Consider the following 19,686-nt stretch of genomic DNA (forward strand, 5'->3'; position numbering starts at 1 on the left):
TCAATGCATCGGCGGGCGATCGCCGCTGCTGCCCGTCCATACGCCCAGTTGCACGCGCGTTCGCCCGCTATTGCGGCTTGACATGCCTGCGCCGGCCAGCCGTGTCGTGAAGCCGAGCCGCACTTCATCCGCGCTAAGCTTCTGTTGCGGCATCAGATCGGGCGCGACCTGCATTTCCAGGTTCGCTTGCGCTTCGTAGCCAAGGTAAAAGCGCAGCAGCGTCATCACCTCGCGATGCCCGTTGTGACCAGGCAGCAGCGCAAGCACGGATTCGCGCGTGTTCGGCGTGAGCACGATGCGCACGCTGTTGCTCCTGTCGTAGAAGCCGCGGCCGAGCAGACAGGACTCGCCGAGCGCCGCCCGTTGATCGCCGTCCGTGTTGACCCAAACGGGATGAAATTCGTCGACTTCGACATCCGTATCGGGAACCGCGTGCCGAAGCACGCCCGCGAGCCCTTCGGCCGTACGCGTCTTCTGACCTGCGAGACCGAGCATCGACAGTAGCTTGCGCGTGCCGACCGCGCGCGCTATGTCAGGCGTGCCGATGCCGAGTCCGGCATAGCTGAGCAGGTAGCGTGAGACGTCGTCGGTGCCATCCTTTCTGAAGCCCGCCGGATAGCGATACTTGCGCCATACGCGGTAATACTGCGTGACGATGCGGTGATGGAACAGATCGAGAAACGCGGCGAGCGGTTCGGCGCCTTCCCGGTTCTGCGCGACCTCGTCGGCGAAGTACGATGGCATGCGGGCATCGACACCATAGAGCCCAAGAAAGGTCGTCACGACGGCAGGCGGTTTCAGCGGATCGTCGGAGTCGCTTTGGATCGCATCGATCTCACGACGCGGAAACCCCAGGCGTGCGCGCGAACGAAAGCGGACCGGTTCGTCGGTTGGCGAATCCGTTGTGCCAATGGGCGGGCGATCCGGCGCGGCCAGTTCGATGAGCTGGCAGAAGCGGAAGAAGTTCATCTGCGTCGCGTGATCGAGCAGTGCGGGCAGCAGCGGGTGCTCGGCCTTGGTGGCGTCGATGGCGTCGTTATGAGGGGATCGCGAAAGCGTGGAATGCAGGCCGTTCAAAACGGTGCTCCTTCACTCTTGGTGTCGGGCCATTCGATACGACGGCCCGTGGGTTGCGAGACGATCACGAGCTTCGTATAAAGGTTGAGCGACGCGTACAGCCCGAGGAACCGGTTCAACATGCCGCCGAACAGTTGCAGATCGCCGTCGCCCGCAAAACGGCCGCTGTCGATCGTCACGATAATCTCGATCCGTCCAGTCGTAGAGCGCAAGACTGCCGCGCAGGATTTCCGCGTTCAGCAGCGACAGGTAGTTCGGTGCGAGATGCGACAGCACGCGCCACTGGAAGCGGTCGCCCGTCGGCGGATAGACGGGCAGCGTCGGCGCGCACAGATTGCGCACGGCGCCGATGTTCGTGAAGCCGCCGCGCATGCGGTTGATGCCTGCTTCGCGCAGCGCCTTGCGCGGCAGCATGCCGTTGGTGCCCGTCACCGACAGCGACAGCGTCTCCTTCGGCAGCGCGTCAGCCCGTTCCCATACGTGTCCGCCGAGCACCAGCCATGTATCGAACCGGCCCGCTGGCCCACGCCGCACACGGGTATGGAAGTAGCGCTCCGGCGTTTCGTGGCGCAGCATGCCGCCGCGATGACGAAACGCCGCGAAAGGCACGTACTCGAAGCGCTGGCCCGTGCCTGCTTCGAAACCCTGGACGGAATCGACGGAATAGACTTCGACGCTCGCGCCATATTGCTCGCGCGCGTTCACGCGGTATTCGGTCTCGAACTGCGTGACGGTGATGGGCGCGGCTTCGAGCGCAAACAGATTGATTATCGGCGTGCAGTAGAGGCGCACGTTGTCCGCGTTGAAACGCATGTCGTCGGGGTACGGCTGAGCCAGCACGATCTCGACATCGAAGTGGCTCGCGGAAGCGGGAATCGCCTGAATGTCGAGACCGACGAGGTCGACGAACATGAACTTCTCGGGGAACGTGAAGTATTCGAGCAGCAGCTGATAGCCACCGAATGCGTTATCGGCTTTCGGCCAGAGACGCTCTTCGACCGCGAAGCCCGCGGGCTCGATGCGTAGGCCGGGCACGAGTTGCGGCACGCCCGGACGGTCTTGCGGGAAGCCGGGCACGCGAATCTGCATGGCGAGCGGTGCGGCCGTCAGCGCGGCATACAGCGAGAGCGCAACGGGGCGGTCGGCGTTGAGATAAAGACGCAGGCGCGGCACCTGGAGTTGTTCGCGCCGCGCCTGCGGCTGGAGTTCCAGCCGAAGCCGGATCACGGAGCGGCCGTCTTCGCGCGCATAAGTGTTCGCTTCTGTCAGATGAAGCGGGTAGAGATCGACTGGCTGCGTCGTCCGATAGATGCATGCCTCGTCGTCGTTACCCATTGGCTCGGACAGCGCTTCGAGCCCGGCGGGCAGCGTCTCGTGCTTCTGCAGCGCGCCCGGCGTCGGAATCATCTCCAGAATGGATAACGACGGGATCATGCGCAGATAGTGCGGCCACAGCATGCTGACGAGACCTTCCGTCAACTCGGGCAGCTCGTCGTCGAGCTTGTGACGCAGACGTGCCATCAGAAACGCGAAGCCTTCGAACAGGCGCTCGACGTGAGGATCGCGATCGCCGATGCGATCGATATTGAGCATGCGCGCGCGATCAGGAAACGCGTGGCTGAATTCCTTGCCGGCGTCGCGCAGGTAGCGCATTTCCGCTTCGTAGTAGCGGAGGATGTCGCTGTCCTTGGTGGGAGAACTCATTGCAGATGGGTGTCCGTGTCCGGTTAGTCAGCGGTTGAGGCCGTCGCGCGATCAGGCCAGCGCGACGGCGCGTGCCGGATCGATTGCCGTCAGTTCGGCCGTCAGCGCGTCGATTCGCGCGGCGAGCGTGGTCTTGTCTGCGTCCTTGCGGTTGACGCGGATTTTCAGCAGATTCAGCAATTGAAGTTTGACCTCGAAAGCGAGCGACGGCTCCCATGTGGCAAGCTGAAAGCGCCGTGTGAACTCGTCGAGCGATGCGAGCAGATGCAGGGCGGTGTCGGGGCGCTGCGCCCGTTCTGCGACACGCGCCATCACGAACTGACGAAGGAAGTGTTCGCGTTCGCCATGCTCGCCGCCGTGGGTGGGCAGACGTTGCAGCCATGAGAGCGCGGCTTCGATGCCTTGGGTCGTCGCGAGGTCGTACGCCTGCGACTCCGTCTCTGCCCAGTCGTTGTCCGCCGATCCGACACTGATCGGCGCGACCATCTCACCCTTCTCGACGTCGCGCACCGTCGCGTGACGCGCGATCCATTCGAGCGTGGTGTCGTCGGCGAAAGGCGAGCCGTCTGTGAACGACTGACGCTCCAGTCCTGGCAGACGCTCAAGCATCAGTGCGCAGTCGGTTGCGACGAGTTCGCGCACGCGTGCGTATTCGCCGCCCGCGTGTTCCTGCGCAGTGAATGCGTAGTACTGAGGTCGAGCCAGAAATGGTTCGCCCCCTCCGCAAACGCACTCTCGATGCGTTCGAGCAGTTCGGGCCATTGCTTTTGCAACAGCAGCCGTTTCAGGTTTGCGCGCAGTTCCGCGCGCGGCGCGACGAGCCGCGTTTTGCCGCTCGCCTCGTGAGGCGGTACTTCCGTGAGCGTGTCCCAACGCACGCATCGCATCAACCGGTATGCGGCCAGATAACCATGCGGTTGCTCGCGAAGGAATTGCGCCATATGCCGGGCGCGGTCGAGCAGATCGCTTGTCGAAGCGACCGTTGCGCTTCCTTCAAGCGTGGCGGAAGGGATGCTGCTGGTGGCCACCTTCGATGCCGAAGGGCCAGGAACGCCCGGCGCAACATCTGATGGTTGCGGTGTTTCGAAGCGGTTCTCGAAACGGCGGAACAGTGGTTCCAGAGCCGGGCGCGCGGCTTCCGGCCATTGCGACGTGCGCTCGACGATCAGCGCGAGCGCCGAGAGCGTACGCTCGAGCAGCACCCCACTCAGTCCGTGTACGCGATCCAGGCGATCGGCGAAGGTCGTTCCGGCGAGCCATTCGAACGCGGTCTTGCGTGTGGCGATGCGCCCGGGCAGCAACGTTTCGCCAAACCGGTCGACGAGCGCCGATAGCAGTTCAAAGCCAGATGCCACGCCTTCCGCGCCGTCGCGACGCATGCGGCCGTAAATGTAGTAGGCGGCGACGCGTACGTCCTTGGCGCTGTGTTTGAGTAACCGCTCGGCGGTATCGACGATCTTCGTGTCGTCGATACCATCGAGTTTGGCCACTTGTTCCTTGATGGCGAGGAAATCGTCGTCGTAGGCGGGATCGCTGCCCGTTGGGATGTCTTCGCTGATGGGCGCGAGCCAGTCGTCCCAACGCGATTGCGTCGAGCGCGCGAGATCGGAAGGCGCGCGTGTGCCGAACAGCGCGTCGAGGAGATTCGAGAATTTCATTGTTTTTTATTGGGCTGTTCTTCGGTTCCGCTCAGCTTTGCGGCAGTGGTGTGACCGCGCGTTTGCCTGCTTCAAGCGCCGCCTTCGGCAAAGGCGGCGGCCCGTTGTCCTTCGCCAGGTTCGCCGCGCCTGGTGAGCGGCTCACGAAGATGCGCGAAGGCAATACGAAGCCCTTGAGCGCAAGCAGTTCGAGCGGACCCTTGCCCACGTCGGTGCGCATCATGTAGCCCAGCGCGTGCGTGTCGCTGCCCAGCGCGGGCTTGCCGGGCTCCTGCGCGATCAGCGTGTCGATGTCGTAGGCCGCGTCGCTCGCAGACTTCGCAGCCGCCGGCCTGATTTCCCGCACGAACGGCGAGGCCTGCCAGGTCAGCATGTACGTCGCGCTGTCGACGGGTTCGACGCGCGCGCGTTCGAGCATCCGCACAAATGCCCAGCGACCGTCGAACTCCAGGCTGCGGTTCGTGCCCGCCTTCTCCGTCTGCCATTCGAGGCGCGTGCCCGTTTTCTGCGGATCGTTCGACGGCCAGTTCATCGGTTGCCAGGTTTCCTGCTGGTTGAAGTAGTGCAGCTTCTGGCCATCGACGGTGAGCAGCGTATCCGTGATGCCCGGCGACGGCACCGGTTTGAACTCGACGCGATACTGCGGCTCGCCCTGCGCGACCAGGTGCCCTGCAATCCGTTGCAGCGTGTTGATAGCGGTAAGGAACGAAGGATCGAAGACAAGCGACGACGTCGCCGTAGTGACGGGCATCCACTGTTCGCCCTGCAACTCCAGCACGCCCGCGAGCTGGCTGGCGAGAAACGCGGAGATCAGGCCGCCTTGCGGTCGCAGGAAGCGCGCGAGTTCGGGCAGCGAGGCGTCGTTGGCGGTGCTGGCGAAGGGATAGCGGCCCGCGAACGAGCGGTTCCATGCCGAGACGATGCTCTGCTGCCAGGCTTCGTTCAGGCTTGCCTGCGCGGGTTGAAGGACGGTCTGCAAGGCCTGCGCGACAGGGCGCACGAACAGCGCATCGCCCATCCCCGCCCATTGCGCGCCGAGGCTCGCGGCGATCAGGCGCGCGTAGGACTGGGTGTCGGCGAGTTCCGAGCCCTTGCCCTGGAAGAGGGTTTGCGCGACCTGTCTCGCCTGCGCGTCGGCGTCGGGGCTGTCGCCGATCTGCTGCAGGCGTAAACGCAAGGTCGTGACGCGTTCCAGGTAGCGCTGCAGGCTCAGGTCGCTGTAGCTGGCCGCTGTCTTGTTGCCTGATGATGGCGCGTCGCCGTCGGTGCCCTGTGCGACGAGGCGTAGCACAGGGCCGAACGATGGTCCGAGCGGTCCCGCGGGATCGGGGCGGGCTGCCTGAGGTTCATCGGTCTTGCTGCCGCCGAAGATGTTCTGCGCCTTCGTGACGAGCGTGTCGGACAACGAGGTCCTTTGGGCGCCGGCACCGCCCTGATACTCGAGCGACTTCATCAGCGCGATCAGTGGCGACTGGCGCGCGTCAGCCATGGCCTTGAGCTGGCCGATAGCGGCGGGCATCGACGGTGCAATCTCCCACTGGATCGTGTTCGTGAAGGCCTGCCAGTGTTCGGCGTAGTCGGCGAAGTAGTGGCTGGTGAGTGCGGCCTTCAGGGCCTCGGGTGATGAGGCGGTCTGCGTTTGCTGCGTTCCGCTTGTTGTGCTGGCGCCGGCGAGCACCCAGTCGCTGGTCGTGCCGTTGTGTTTTGCAGCATCGTCGATGGCCTGCGCGATCGTGCCTTCCCACGCCTCGCGCGTGAATACGCCGGGGACCGAGGCTGAGGTGCGGAACAGGCCGCGTGTGTCGGTGCCTGCGGTCAGAGAGGCGAGCGTCTGGTCCGGATACTTCCTGCCGACGGACGCGACGATGTCCTGATAGATCGTGTCTTCGGAGTTCTTCACGCCGATCACGGCGAGCAGTGTCTGACGCGAGCCGTTGATGAGGTCGTCACGGGCATCGATGTGCCATTCGGGATGCTGCTTCAGATGATCCGCGTAGAAGCCGAGCAGACGCTGCGAGAGATCGAGCTTCTCGCCTGGCGGCAGGTCGGCGGCCATGTTCCAGTAGTGCGGCAGCAGCGGCGTCATGAAGGACGGATCGGCGTGAGCGGGGTCCGACATCATGAGGTAGGTCTTCAAGGTCTTGTGACCGTCCTGCGCAAGCTGGCTCGTCTGGTTATCGAGCTGGGTGGTCTGCATCTGGTTCAGATCGACCAGTTGCGCTTCGAGGTTCTGCTGTACGGGTGTGATCAGCGTGTCGCGGGCGGCGCGTGAGTAGGGTTTCCAGGCGGCGGCGAGTGTTTGTGCGTCGTGGTTCAGGCCGAAGCGGGTTAGAAGCGGCGCGTGGTGCTGGACGCGGTCTTCGTACAGTGCGATGCGTTGCTGGAGTGCAAGCAGGTTGCGTAGACGCGCGGCGGAGTCCTGTGCGGTGTTCAGGTTGCGCACGGCTTCGCGGGTGAGGACGAGGTCGTGGGCGTTGGTGGCGGCGGAGAGGAGCAGGCCTGTGGTCCATAGTGCGACTGCGCCCAATACCATTGCCGAGAAAACCGTGACGGGGTGCAGGCCGATACGGTGGCCGCCTGTGCGGAGGGGCGTCGGTGGCGAGGTGGTGCCAGAGGGCGAGATCGAGGCCGGGCGTCGTCGCGTCGGTGCTCTCAGCCCAATCCGACTGCGCGCGGGAAGCGAAGAATACCCCGCGCACGTTGATTGCGCGGCGCTGGCGGGAGTTAATGCCCGCGATCCACGTTGACAGCGGCGTGATGCGGTCATCGAGGTATTGGGATAGTTGGCCTGTGTAGCGATTGTTGGCGTCGCTTGCTACCTGCGCGATGCTTACATCGGCGAGTCGCGTGTTCAGCGCGTGAAGCGCGGATTCGATTGCGCGTGCGCTGGATGCATTCTCGAACTCGCAGCCGATGAGGGGCGGCGCGGCAACCGCCTTGGTCGTGAGTTCGGCATAGTCGAGCACATACACGGGCGCGGACCAGCGTAGCCGCGATGCGATGTGCGTAAGCTGGATGCCGACGGCGTCGGTGCCACGGCCTTGCGTTGAAGCGTTGGACGCGGCATCGCTGACGAGCACGATCGCGTCGACCGGGCGGCGACGCCGAATCTTGTATAGCTGACGCAGCCAGGCGCCGTCGGGACGGCCGTCGGATGCAGGCTTTTGCCAGAGTAGGACGGCGTCGTCGGTGATGTGCCAGCACTGGTTCTTGAATTCGGGGACGAGGCTGGTGATAGCGGTGTCGTTGCCGGTTAGCAAGAGCCAGGGACGGCGATAGCGCCAACGGAGGCCGTGCTCGGCCCGCAGTTCACTACGAAGTGGTTTAAGGACGTCCGCGGACGATTTCTTCACCTCTTTGGTAGCGACGATGCTTGCCTGCGTCGTACCCGCCATCTCCGGCTTGTGAAAATGCAGCCATTTGCCTAAAGTGCGCACAGCGTCCGACCACCGGCCCAGATGGTCGAACGACACGATGATTGCCAGCACCAAGGCTGCCAACGCCACGGCTCCTAACGCGACACTTCGGGCTTCAGGTGTCTTGATGCCCGCATAGTCGCCCCAGATCATGATTGCCGTAGCGACAAGAAGTGCAAGGATTAGTATCGAGACGAGGTCTATCTGAAGCTTCTTCATTATTCGGAAAATATCTTCATGACGATGCCGCGCGTCTGCGGGAGATACGAGGTACCGTCAACGTGGAGCAGAAATAAGACTGCTTTGCGATCACTCACTCAGACATCCACGTACGACGTGTACTGAGAAGGAATCAGCAGTGGGCTCGGATTGCACAGGCAGACACACAGATCGTCGCTCAACGCCCCCTCACGGCCATCGGGTGCAGTCATCGAGCGGCGCGGCCCGACACAGACAATGCGCCCCATTGTTTTGCAGACCGGACACCATACCGGGTCATTTTCGTAAGCCTGGTCACGACCATCCACCTTGTCGTTTGCATCGCCGCCTTCGACGACTCCTCCCGCTGTGGTCTTGTCGCCCCTCAAAATGTCGTAACGTCGTACCACGATCAAATTCCCTATACATTATTAAGTTTCCCGGCTTGGGTCGAGTGACTTCAGATCGCATCACCCGCGTCATATTCTTAGAAGCCGGTAGGTGTCCACTACATCGCCCCTGGCCTCAGGCGCATGCTGTTGAGCAGCGTGTCCCATATCTGTATCGCGCCAGCTTCATCAACCGGTGAGGACGCCAGTTCCACTGGCATCGTGCTGCTCGCATTTGATCCAAGAATCAGCTGGATTTCGGTGTGCGGTTGTGCCACCGAATTGGGTTACCTGGTGCCATCAGATAGAACCGGAATATCTGCATCTGGCCTTCTCTGATAGAAAACAGTACTTCCTCTGCATCCATGCCAGCGATCCGGCGCTTGTCGTCACGCACGATTTGCACACTGTTGCCATAGCCTTGCGCGCTCAATTCCTTGCGCAGGTCGGGCAACGTTCTGAGCAAAGAAGACTGCTGATCCACATCCACTGCATCGCGCATGTGGATTGCCAAAGCAGAGGGTCGTCCGGGTTGTAGCACGATGGTCTGTTTAGCCACTTCGCTGTTGCGCGCGGGTCCGCCGATCAGCGCCCCATTGACGCAGAAGCCGCGCTCGGTGGGAACGGTCCAATTTTCACGATAAGTGATATTCTTGTACTCATCGATGGTGAGCTGGATGGACTTCTGAATGTCGCCTGGCCTAACTGGCGATGTCATGGTTAGCATCGTGCTGCCGGCGAGTACATATCCCTCTGCTGTAAAGGAGTAGTCCGCTTTCCCTTTGTTTATGAAAATCAACAAACGGGAATTCGGTGTCGGAGATACGGCCTTCTCAAGCCATGGAACCGAAATTACTTTAATTCCGTTGTCCCCGTTTCGCATCATCTCATCAGTAATATCCAGAGAGACGGTCCGGTTTTTTGTTCGCAACTCATTTTCGCGGACGCTAACCTTATTCTGGAACGTGCCGGGATTGACATCATTGGTGATCACGATCTCGTCGCCCCAATATTCGTAGCTCTCTGAACTTAGTTTGCTGCGCGCAGGGCGATCGATTACGAAACGGCCGATACACCACGGACGCTGGTTGGCAAGCATGGAATTGGTTGTCGTAACAAGCTCCAAAGGGGCCGTCTGCGCGCATGCAGACAGGCCACACATCAATAGAAAGAAGGCGGCGCGCAGCGTGCGCGAATGGATTGGGTTTAGATTCATGCGGCTTTGGTCTCGATGCTGTGCGCGATCTGGGCGATACCGTAAAGCGTTGCCCAGCGCGTTCATGCGAAAGTCCCTCAGCCAATCCTGGACTCACGATGTCGTCATTCGCAGATTTCAGTACGGTGCAATCGACTTGGTCGTCCTGGCCGACAAAAACGATCTGTGCCGCGGTTTCCGCGTCCAGCGATGACGTAGCGCAAGCCAACGCCAGCCACGGTGAGGCGATACCGGCGTGGCCGACGGTTGTATCGAGATCCGTCGTGTGTGCGGACAATCCGAGCTTCATTGCGGGTTCGCGTAACGCACCGGCTCGCGTTGCGTTCAGCCCCGTTCGCCAGCCGTGGGTGATACATGACGGCTCGACATTGGCCCATCTAAGGGCATGTGATAGCGCATCGACTGGTTGATTGACCGGGCCTCGTACCGGACGATGCAGAGTCGCCACACGTGCCGTCTTGTGCTGCCGTGCTAACGATTCCGGCAAAAGTAACACCGCAGCGCCGCCCTCCGACGTACCCGGCGGCGGGGTGCCTGCAAGCAGTGGATGCAGCTGAACGGCAACGAAAAGCGTGGCACGCAAGTTAGCGTTGCATAGGATCTGGTCCATCCAGCTGTCGAGCATCATGAGGTCGACGGGCATATCCGTCGCAGCAGCTATGTCCGATGTCCGAAGCGATCTGGCGTACCAGCGCTCTCGCCATAGACTCTCGTTTTCCTCGCGCGTAAATCCGTTGGATGTGGAAAGACATATAGTCAGGGGGATGTGATCAGGCAAGACCTGAATATGGGGCGACAGTTCGTCGAGGAGTTCGTCGAATATCCACGCCGTGACGAACCGGCGACGGTTGCGGTCGTCAATAGAACTGCCGGACGTGGTACGCATGCCAGGGATAACGAACCAGCGCGCTTTCACGGGTTCACCGTCTTGCGCGATCGGGTCTTGTGTTTTCAGAACCACTGAGCCTTTCTTTATGCCATCAGTAGTGTTCTCTTTACCATCGCACGAAAACCGATGAGCCGCGCCTATCAAGACCAGGGGAATGCTTGCGGCCCCGAATACTCGCGTGTTGAGTTCTTGCACCGCTTCATTGCTCAAGGCAGCGTCGAGTTTGTGGCCCTCATACGCGCTGTAGCGGCGCAAGACTACCAATGCCGGAATCCCCAAGGGAAACAGCACGAGACAAGTCCAAAATTTCCATGTTTGAGTTGGCAGTTCCTTCGGCCAGAAAAGCAAAGCCAAAAAGACTCCAACCAGAACCATCACGAAAAATGCGACTGTCCAGACGAATCGTGACGGCGCATTGTTCGGCGAGGCGACGTTTGTCGGTAACAGCTTAAAATCAACGGCCATGACTTAGCTCCGAGACGTACCGGACACGTCGCTGTGGTGCGGCACGCCGTCCGTCGATAGGCTGGCGCGCGGCGAGTACGCTACGGCCTGTCACGCAGAGCCTCCCCGATTGCTCAAAACACGGATCACGATGCTTTCGACATCGTGGCTCTTCTGGACCGCGGTTCGGCCCAATTCGTCGGTGAGACCTTTGATGCGGGTGCCGTCCGCACGCACGATTTCGTATGGCTGATGTTTCAGTAGCTCGCCTGTAATCTTGTTGCGAAGGACATAGGGGTCGTTGAACGCCGTCTTGGAAAGGGTGTTCATGTGCTGCGCCAGCGAAGACGGTCCTTGCCTGCTGAACGCAGCCGACCTGATGGTGCGATCGCCGCGCGTGCCATCTTCGATACCGGTAGACGACAGCCGAATATAAGAGCCACCGCACTTCAGAAGAAGTTCCTCTTTCGCCTCAATGACGACGCGCCCATTCACACTCGTGGGTGTCATGTTCTTGTCCGACAGCAGACGCATCTCATCGCTTTGTGCCTGAATTTCAACCGTTCCCTTCGCCGCAAACAGCCGAGACCAAGCTTCTGCGCGAACACGGACACAGCCTCTCCGGCTGCGATCGTAAAGCGCTTCAGTACGCTGAAGTCCGCATGCCCTCCAGCCGTTCCTGCATCAATGAAATGCCGTCCAATAGCATGCGTTTTCAAGTGCGGATTCATGCCGTGTCCTTTTTATGCCATTGAGCAAACTGCGCAATCTTGACAATTGCGTACATCGTGGCGTAAAGCGACCGATGGTGCTTGTTGCTTGTCGTCATAGCTGCCCTGGTCGCAACCAAAGATGCTCAGCGTACCTGGCAGTGCCTCGTCCGTTCGCAAAGCTTGCTGAAAGCCCGGGCCGCGCCCGCATAGGATGGGACGGTACCGTCCCCCGAGCAATCGAGGGCGCTTGGGGTAAATTGGAGCCTGGATGTGGTTGTCGGCGCCCTTTTGCGGTCGTCTCGCGATACTGCAATCTGTGAAGGGTTCAGATCGCGAACGCTTACACATTCCCACGCGATTTTCGCCAAGTGACAGGTCGCTGAAGTCCATGACACTTCGAGTTCTATCAGAAGCCGTTTGGGCGTGGTCGGAGCGTCCTCGATACGGCATCCCACAACGCAACGACTTCGCCTTCGCTCAGCGAAGCCTTATTAATATGCTCACGCTGCACGTTATTCAACGATCCTGTATTCATATCGAGAGTTACTAGCGGAGTCTTGGGACTCCCGATCTTCGAATTTGCCTCCAGCGTCAGATGATGACCAGGTATATCCAGCGTCGTCGTTCCCGCCATTAGCCATTCTTCCGCCTGCATTCCAGTTAAATTGACCTGCCTTTTGCGGATCGTTCGACCATCGTTATGCTTGAGAACCTCATTAATACTGCTTCCGCGCTCCAAGAGGGTTGTGGATTCCTGAATATCCGAATCTGTCTGGAGATCGAAGCTCACGTCAGGTGAATCGCGCAATACGAACTGCATCGCCACGTTTTCTTGGGCTCCAGCGTTGCCAGGCAAGAACCCGCCGCGGATACAAACTCCCGGTTCGGTCGGGATATCATTCTCCGGGCGACCACGAACCCTTGCTAGAAGATCAAATATTGCGTGAGATTTCTCTGGCACGTCATTCTTTATGATCATCTGCTTGATGGACGGCTTATCCTTGAACTTCGACCTGGTGAAGTCCACAGCCTCAATCTGCAACTTTATCTGATAGCCTGAATCCCATTTGTAGGCTTCAATGACCCGGCTAGCATCGCTCGGGTCCGTCTCGCTCTTCAGGTGGACAAAGTACCGTGTCCCTTTTTGCTGGCCCTCTCCGTGCTCGTACAAGAATTGATATCCCAATACGCTTTTTGTCGATTTAAGGGCTGCTTCGCGTGCCTCCATTGCCCTAGCATATTCATGCTGAGTCAACAGTGTTGTCCCAATGGAAACACCTTGAATTTCGACGCGCCCGAAAGTCAGGACGTCATGTGGTACATCGATCAGATAGCGGCCAACGCAATGTGGATCAAGCTTTTCCGTAAGTTCATTCACGACGGTTTTCTCCTGCGGTGTCAGGTGCGTAGCTCTATCACATCCGGTCAGGCACAGCACCGGAGTTGCAATTAACAGTAATGCCAGCAATCTCACGTTTTGTACGCCATATCGGTATATCTAACGGTGTAAGCAATCTTGGTGATTGCCCACAGCGCGAAGAGTTGCTGGGCACGTTCCTTGTATGCACCTTCGTGATCAACACCAGGAAACGGCACGCAGGCTTTAATTCGCCGACCGGGGGCCTGTCCCGAACGTATTGGCACGGTACCGTCACCGTTGTCACCTGCCGGTTGGAGATCAAAAATTGCGAGATCTGGCCTACCGTCACTAGCAGATTGGAGACCAACATATCCTTTCCCATCACCGGAAATCACGCTCCCGCCGAGTGGATCGTCCAAGCGTAGCATTCCGCCTCGAGACTCATAAAATGGTGCAATCCGGCGCTTCCACACGACATCTCCCCATGTACTGTGCGCTGCGTCATCACCATAGAAAGCATATGTGTTGCCGTGATACTGGCCATTTCGATCTGGTCCTGCGAGCGCGTCATGAAAAAATAGTACTTCATTATTTATGAGCTTTTCATACGCAACCCAGTCTTGTTCTATAGTCAGTTTTCGTTTGTCTAGCGGATTGATCAGTTTGTCATCACATAGGCTCCACCATGCACCCCGCTTGACGTAAATTTCACTGTATGGGTCCATCTTAGGAAGTAGAGCCAGTTGTCCACCGTCTTTAATTTTTAACCAGGCCATTCCATACTCAGGACTGGGAAGCAACTGAAGAGGTCCGGGAGATTGGGCAAATACGGCCGTCATCTGGGCGGAATCCGATCCCAGTGCTAAACCGGCTGGCATTTCGGTACCCGCCTTAACACGCTTATAAGCGGTTGCAGAACCCGTTGTGGGCATTACACCATGCACAATGCCCAATACATTGTTGCGCTTGTTTGCGACTTCGGAGTAGTACCTTGCTACCAAGCCTCCCATCGAGTGCGTCACGATAATGACGTAGTTGCACATGAATCCCTTGCTTCGATAATGCTGCATGAATTCATGGATTTTCGAATCCAACCGATTTGCTGAAACAGCATTCGATTGCAACCAGTTGTAGCCGACAGCGTGTACCGGGAATTGATACTTGTAAGACATGGCCACTTCGTCATGACTGAGCAAATCGACGCCATGTGATTGTGCGACCAGCTGTTTCATCAACTCCGAGCGGAATCCCTCGCGTGCGCGCACTGGATCGTTTAGGGCATTCTCAAGCCACGGAAGAAATGTTCCGTAGCTCATGTAGCCCACCTCTCCCCAACCTCTGCGTCGCAATTCCGTATCGGATTGCGCCGTCCCCTGGGGAATGGCGCCTCCGCTATAAACGTCGGTCATCTTAGGATCAAGAGCCTGCTTCCGCTTTTCCGGCCCTCTGCTGCCCCAGTCTTTCAGTACGCTCCACGTACCGTTGACAAGCCATACAGGCGCTTGCGAAATGGGATCCATCAGGTTGGTACCCATCACCCCTGGCACGAAGACGACAGGTATCACTCTGTCGGGTACCATCAGACACACGGCGATACTGTCGTCAGAAGGTGACATGACAGAGGTGTAGTGCACGGATCCGTCATCGGTGATGTGGGCGGGAATGATGCGTTCAACGGTAGTCATATAAGAACTGGTTGAGGTGTCTTCTGTCGTTCATGTCGCAGGTAAGCTAGGTGTTGATGGCCGGTTATTCCGGGTCGATCCGAAGTCGAAGCCCATCAACAAAGAGGCTCTTCTGCAGGCCTGTCTTCCCCTCGGCATCTGTGACGCCGCGAATTACGCTCCCGTCCTGCCGGACGATCGAGAATTTCCTGTTGCTGACCGGCTGGTCGTCGAACGGCCATTTCAGCGCGAACTGCTCATCGAAATTGGCATGCTTCCACGTATTCATGGATTCGGAGAGCGAAGACGGTCCTCGCCTGCTGAACGCGGCCGACCTGATAGTGCGATCGCCGCGCGTGCCGTCTTCGATACCGGTAGACGACAGCCGAATGTAAGAGCCACCGCACTTCAGAAGAAGTTCCTCTTTCGCCTCAATGACGACGCGCCCGTTCACACTCGTGAGTGTCATGTTCTTGTCTGACAGCAGACGCATCTCATCGCTTTGCGCCTGAATTTCAACCGTTCCCTTCGCCGCAAACAGCTTGAGACCAAGCTTCTGCGCGAACACGGACACAGCCTCTCCGGCTGCGATCGTAAAGCGCTTCAATACGCTGAAGTCCGCATGCCCTCCAGCCGTGCCTATCAGGTTTTCAGCCGTGGTCAACTGCAGGTCCGAACCCGATGTCAGTGCCATTCCTGCCGGTGCGCTGACGAGAATCCCTGCCTTTTTGAGTTCGTGGAGCGTGCCGTCAAGAAGGGCTTTCTGCCTGTCACAGTCAGAGGCAATTGCCTGAGCGGCTTTCGCGGCCGCCGACAATGCTTCGCTTTGCTGCAGGGCCTGCTGAAGCAGACCTAGTGCGGCTTCCATCTCAAGCTGCTGCCCGCCCGCCCCCGGCTGATCATCCGCCGATATAAGCAACCCCTTCCCACCCCGGATCGCCCCATATCCGGACGTCCGCAGTTCAAACCCTTCCCCCCGCGTCTGCTTCTTCGCATCAACGAGATGCCCAAGATTGAGCTGACTCTTCCCCGAGTGCTCAGTTGACAGCTTGATCCCTTCCTGCCCCTCCCAATCCTCCATCCTCAGCTTGTTATTCGACTGCGTGCGGATGACATTGCGCGAGAGCCAACGATCATCGCTAGTAACGTGATCGACCGCCTGGCTATGGTGATGAAACGCCGCGATATACGGCTTGTCAGGATCGCCATCGCGAAACTCGACAACGGCCTCCGTGCCATCCAGCGCGGGAAAGTGGAACCCTGTCTGCAGCGCGCCTGCAAACGGCTTTGCGAGCCGCAGCGGCACACTTTCCCCGCCCGGATTCCATGCATCGAAATCCAGGTCGAAACGGACGACGTAATAGCCTTGCTGCGTCAGATACGCATATTTGTATTTACCGGGCGAAGTGACGCGGGCGCTAAGCGAGCCGGTGACACGAGGCCACGCATCTTCATCAAGCCTGAGCCGGAATCGTCGTCCAGAAGGAATCGCCTTGAAGGAATTGGTGTAAGCCTCATCGCGCGCGCCGCGATGCCTTACCTCAATGATCACCTGACCGTCAGGCGCATCGGCGAGCGGCGCGTCGACATGCAGGATGCGCGCGGGTTGCAGCGCGAGCACGTTGCTCTCGCCCTCGTACAAAATCTGCCATGCAATCGCCGCTTCATGACGCAACTGCGCCTCCCACTGCGCGCCGTCGGCATCCAGATGACTCGTGCCATAAATATACGGCTTGCCATAGGTTGTCGCGTCCTCGCTTGCGACATTCGCGTCGGCCTTGAACCGCTCCCACGCCTTATCCGGGTTGTAGTCAGCAACCGTGTAACCCTGCGCAACGCTATGGGCATGCGTGCTCAGACCATAAACGGCCTCCACACAGGCTTCCAGCCCGGCCGTCTCGCGATAAGGCACATCGAGGCGGGGCTGATAGACGTAGTGATCAATGTCATCCGAGAAATAGACCACGTCGCCATGCTCGTCCTCCGCAATGCGACACCAGATACCTTCCTTCTGCATGAGCATCTGCACATAGGCGAGATCGCTGACCTGATACTGCATTCTGAAAGCATGCTGTGGATATTGACGACGTAACCGGAAGCGGAACTGATGTCCCTGGAAACCGTGCTTTCGCAGCACGGCCTCAATGATCTCGGGCGCAGTCTGATGCTGGTAGACGCGGCTCGCGCGGACCGAGGCGAGGCGCGAAAGATGCGCCTCGACGACGATCTCATAGCTCGTGAAGTCTTTTGTCGTCTTCAGCTTCGAGAAGCGGGTGATCCAGCCAGAAAACTTGCGAGGTTGCGCATCGGTGGGAACGATCGAGAACGTCGCATCCTTGCCGAGGTAGTCGGACCGGGCGAGCTGGTCCGGATGCGTCAATGTGAGGGTAATGCGATAAGGCTCGCCGATGCGCTCGACGGCTTCGAACGCAACCACGGATAACTGGTTTGCGTTTCCGGTGCCTAATACATCCAGGAAATAGGCTTGTCTGCCTGTCACGAGTCCTGATTCCGATTGAGAAAGAGTCGTGTATTTCTGAATGTCGGACATTCCTTACCCTTTATGTGGTACGCAATCCTACACAAGTTAGATTGACGGGGTCGCGATACAACCACCCGTTTGGGAGCACAAGATAAACGTTCGAAGTCGTGTTGTGAAGTGGCCTTTTGACCATTTGTTGAGTTCGCGTAATTTTCACAAAATTTGACACAAATCTAAGTAAATTTCACTGATGCTCTAGGTCGCATCGTGTTAAAAATCTGTCTTATAAGGCAGGGAATCCTAACTAAGACAAAAAGACATTAAGGACACAGACATGGCCGAAAGTTTTCAGAACGAGGTGCCCAAGGCACGGATCAACCTTAAGCTTGATCTGCATACGGGCGGCGCCCAGAAGAAGGTTGAATTGCCGCTTAAACTGCTCGTGATGGGCGACTACAGCAACGGTCAGGACAACCGGTCTCTCGCGGAACGCGAAAAGGTCAACGTCAACAAGAACAATTTCGATGCCGTCCTTTCGGACTACGCACCCAAGGCTCGTATTGCCGTCGAGAACACGCTCGCGGAAGACGGTTCGGAGTTGCCCGTCGACCTGGAATTCCGCTCAATGGACGACTTCAAGCCCGAGAGCGTCGCGAGCAAGGTGCCCGAGTTGCGTGCGCTGATGTCGGCTCGCAATCTGCTTCGAGATCTGAAATCCAATCTGCTCGACAACGCCACTTTCCGCCGCGAACTCGAACGCATCCTGAAAGACCCAGCACTGTCCGACCGCCTGCGCGACGATCTGTCGAAGATCGGCGCGTCCAGTTCCCCGGCGGCTTAAGGCCCGTTTATCCAAAAGAACAGAGCTATCATGGCAAAGAACGAAACACGTATTCACGAGACGGCTGGGGCAGATACGGTGGTGCTGGACGCGCCGGGCAAGAGCGTTTATGAGTCGCTGTGCGAGAAGATCAACCTGAAGCCCGTCACGGCGGCCCGGCCGCCCGATTCGTTCCAGAGCGCGGACGCGTTATCGGAGTCGTCACTGGACGAACGTGTCGCCCAGGCGATGAACGTGTTCCTGAAGATGATCGCAGACTCGTCACAGCAGGTCGACCGTCTCGACCGCAGTTTGCTCGATTTTCATATCGAGCATCTCGATCAGAAGATCGGCCGTCAGCTTGACGCGATCATGCACAACGAGACGTTCCAGCAAATCGAATCGGCGTGGCGCGGGCTCAAGTTCCTCGTCGACCGGACCGATTTCCGCAAGAACGTGAAGATTGAAGTGCTGGACGTGTCCAAAGACGCTCTACGCCAGGATTTCGAAGACACGCCTGAGGTCATCCAGAGCGGTCTTTACCTGCACACGTACATCCAGGAGTACGACACGCCGGGTGGCGAGCCGATTGGCTCAATCATTTCGAACTACGAATTCGATCGTGGCCCGCAGGACATCGCGCTGCTGCGCAATATCGCAAAGGTGTCTGCCGCCGCGCATATGCCCTTCATCGGCTCAGTATCGCCGAAGTTCTTCGGCAAGGAGACGATGGAAGAAGTCGCGAGCATCCGCGACATCGGCAACTACTTCGATCGCGCTGAATACCTGAAGTGGAAGAGTTTCCGGGAATCGGACGATGCTCGCTATATCGGGCTCACGTTGCCTCGCTTTCTTGCGCGGCTGCCGTACGGTCCGGATACCGTTCCCGTGCGAGCCTTCAACTATACGGAATCGGTCAAGGGTCCCGACCATAACCGTTACCTGTGGGCCAATGCGTCGTTCGCCTTCGCGGCGAACATGGTGAAGAGCTTCATCAAGAACGGCTGGTGCGTGCAGATTCGCGGTCCTCAAGCGGGCGGAATGGTCGAAGACCTGCCCATCCATTTGTACGATCTGGGCACTGGCAATCAGGCGAAGATCCCGAGCGAAGTACTGATTCCCGAAACGCGTGAATTCGAGTTTGCCAACCTTGGCTTCATTCCGCTGTCGTACTACAAGAATCACGACTTCGCATGCTTCTTCTCGGCGCACTCCACTCAGAAGCCGACGGTGTTCGAGACGAAGGAAGCAACCGCGAACAGTCGTGTGAATGCACGTCTGCCGTACATTTTCCTTCTGTCGCGTATTGCGCACTATCTGAAGCTGATCCAGCGCGAGAACATCGGCACGACGAAGGACCGCCGTCTGCTCGAACTCGAACTGAACACCTGGGTCAAGTCTCTGGTAACCGAGATGACTGATCCTGGCGACGATCTGCAGGCGTCGCACCCGCTGCGCGAAGCTCAGGTGACGGTCGAAGACATCGAGGACAACCCCGGTTTCTTCCGCGTGAAGCTGTTCATCGTTCCGCACTTCCAGATCGAGGGCATGGATATCAACCTGTCGCTCGTTTCGCAGATGCCCAAGGCGAAGAACTGATTACGCTGCTTCAGATAGCGAAGACTGCACGGCGGCAGAGAGCCGCTGTGCAGCCCC

General features: G+C 58.8%; 12 protein-coding genes and 2 pseudogenes. 2 read left to right on the forward strand and 12 right to left on the reverse strand.

The window, feature by feature from the left end; all coding sequences use genetic code 11:
- The 12 genes and pseudogenes from tssG to BLT65_RS22290 form a co-directional block, all read right to left on the reverse strand.
- Complete coding sequence (gene tssG, locus BLT65_RS22245) at window positions 1-1,077, reverse strand: type VI secretion system baseplate subunit TssG (protein ID WP_091780976.1); 1,077 nt, start codon at window positions 1,075-1,077, stop codon at window positions 1-3.
- Window positions 1,074-2,781, reverse strand: a pseudogene (gene tssF / locus BLT65_RS22250) (type VI secretion system baseplate subunit TssF). The gene tssG and the pseudogene tssF overlap by 4 nt, the downstream one beginning before the upstream one ends.
- A 51-nt stretch (window positions 2,782-2,832) precedes the next feature.
- Window positions 2,833-4,439, reverse strand: a pseudogene (tssA, locus tag BLT65_RS22255) (type VI secretion system protein TssA).
- 31 nt (window positions 4,440-4,470) lie between these two features.
- The gene (locus tag BLT65_RS22260) at window positions 4,471-6,972 is read right to left on the reverse strand and encodes an ImcF-related family protein (protein ID WP_244186545.1); all 2,502 of its coding nucleotides are present in this window, start codon (window positions 6,970-6,972) and stop codon (window positions 4,471-4,473) included.
- Between the two features lie 1,200 nt (window positions 6,973-8,172).
- Complete coding sequence (locus BLT65_RS22265) at window positions 8,173-8,463, reverse strand: PAAR domain-containing protein (RefSeq protein WP_091781182.1); 291 nt, start codon at window positions 8,461-8,463, stop codon at window positions 8,173-8,175.
- 98 nt (window positions 8,464-8,561) lie between these two features.
- Window positions 8,562-8,720, reverse strand: coding sequence for a T6SS immunity protein Tli4 family protein (locus BLT65_RS48745; RefSeq protein ID WP_167306521.1), 159 nt, complete (start codon window positions 8,718-8,720; stop codon window positions 8,562-8,564).
- Window positions 8,690-9,541 carry a T6SS immunity protein Tli4 family protein gene (locus tag BLT65_RS47275; RefSeq protein WP_244186546.1) on the reverse strand — a complete coding sequence of 284 codons (852 nt, stop codon included), beginning with the start codon at window positions 9,539-9,541 and terminating at the stop codon, window positions 8,690-8,692. Before BLT65_RS47275 ends, BLT65_RS48745 begins: the two co-directional genes overlap by 31 nt.
- Window positions 9,423-11,012: a hypothetical protein gene (locus BLT65_RS46530; protein ID WP_143036537.1), complete on the reverse strand. Its 1,590-nt coding sequence runs from the start codon at window positions 11,010-11,012 to the stop codon at window positions 9,423-9,425. Before BLT65_RS46530 ends, BLT65_RS47275 begins: the two co-directional genes overlap by 119 nt.
- 90 nt (window positions 11,013-11,102) lie before the next feature.
- Window positions 11,103-11,525, reverse strand: a complete 423-nt coding sequence (locus tag BLT65_RS22275) for a DUF2345 domain-containing protein (RefSeq protein WP_244186547.1) — start codon at window positions 11,523-11,525, stop codon at window positions 11,103-11,105.
- 585 nt (window positions 11,526-12,110) lie between these two features.
- On the reverse strand, window positions 12,111-13,082 hold the full coding sequence (locus BLT65_RS22280; RefSeq protein ID WP_143036538.1) for a T6SS immunity protein Tli4 family protein: 972 nt from the start codon (window positions 13,080-13,082) through the stop codon (window positions 12,111-12,113).
- A gap of 92 nt (window positions 13,083-13,174) precedes the next feature.
- Window positions 13,175-14,749 carry an alpha/beta hydrolase gene (locus BLT65_RS22285; protein ID WP_091780982.1) on the reverse strand — a complete coding sequence of 525 codons (1,575 nt, stop codon included), beginning with the start codon at window positions 14,747-14,749 and terminating at the stop codon, window positions 13,175-13,177.
- Window positions 14,750-14,813: 64 nt separating this feature from the next.
- On the reverse strand, window positions 14,814-17,279 hold the full coding sequence (locus tag BLT65_RS22290) for a type VI secretion system Vgr family protein (protein ID WP_091780985.1): 2,466 nt from the start codon (window positions 17,277-17,279) through the stop codon (window positions 14,814-14,816).
- Between the two features lie 265 nt (window positions 17,280-17,544).
- Here BLT65_RS22290 and tssB point away from each other — a divergent pair, with 265 nt between their 5' ends.
- Together tssB and tssC are read left to right on the forward strand one after the other, a co-directional pair.
- Window positions 17,545-18,051 carry a type VI secretion system contractile sheath small subunit gene (tssB, locus tag BLT65_RS22295; RefSeq protein WP_091780987.1) on the forward strand — a complete coding sequence of 169 codons (507 nt, stop codon included), beginning with the start codon at window positions 17,545-17,547 and terminating at the stop codon, window positions 18,049-18,051.
- Between the two features lie 30 nt (window positions 18,052-18,081).
- A complete protein-coding gene (gene tssC, locus BLT65_RS22300; protein WP_091780990.1) occupies window positions 18,082-19,629 on the forward strand; it encodes a type VI secretion system contractile sheath large subunit in 1,548 nt (515 codons plus the stop codon).
- Window positions 19,630-19,686: the final 57 nt, after the last annotated feature.

The organism is Paraburkholderia steynii, assembly GCF_900100565.1.
GTDB classification, from domain to species: domain Bacteria; phylum Pseudomonadota; class Gammaproteobacteria; order Burkholderiales; family Burkholderiaceae; genus Paraburkholderia; species Paraburkholderia terrae.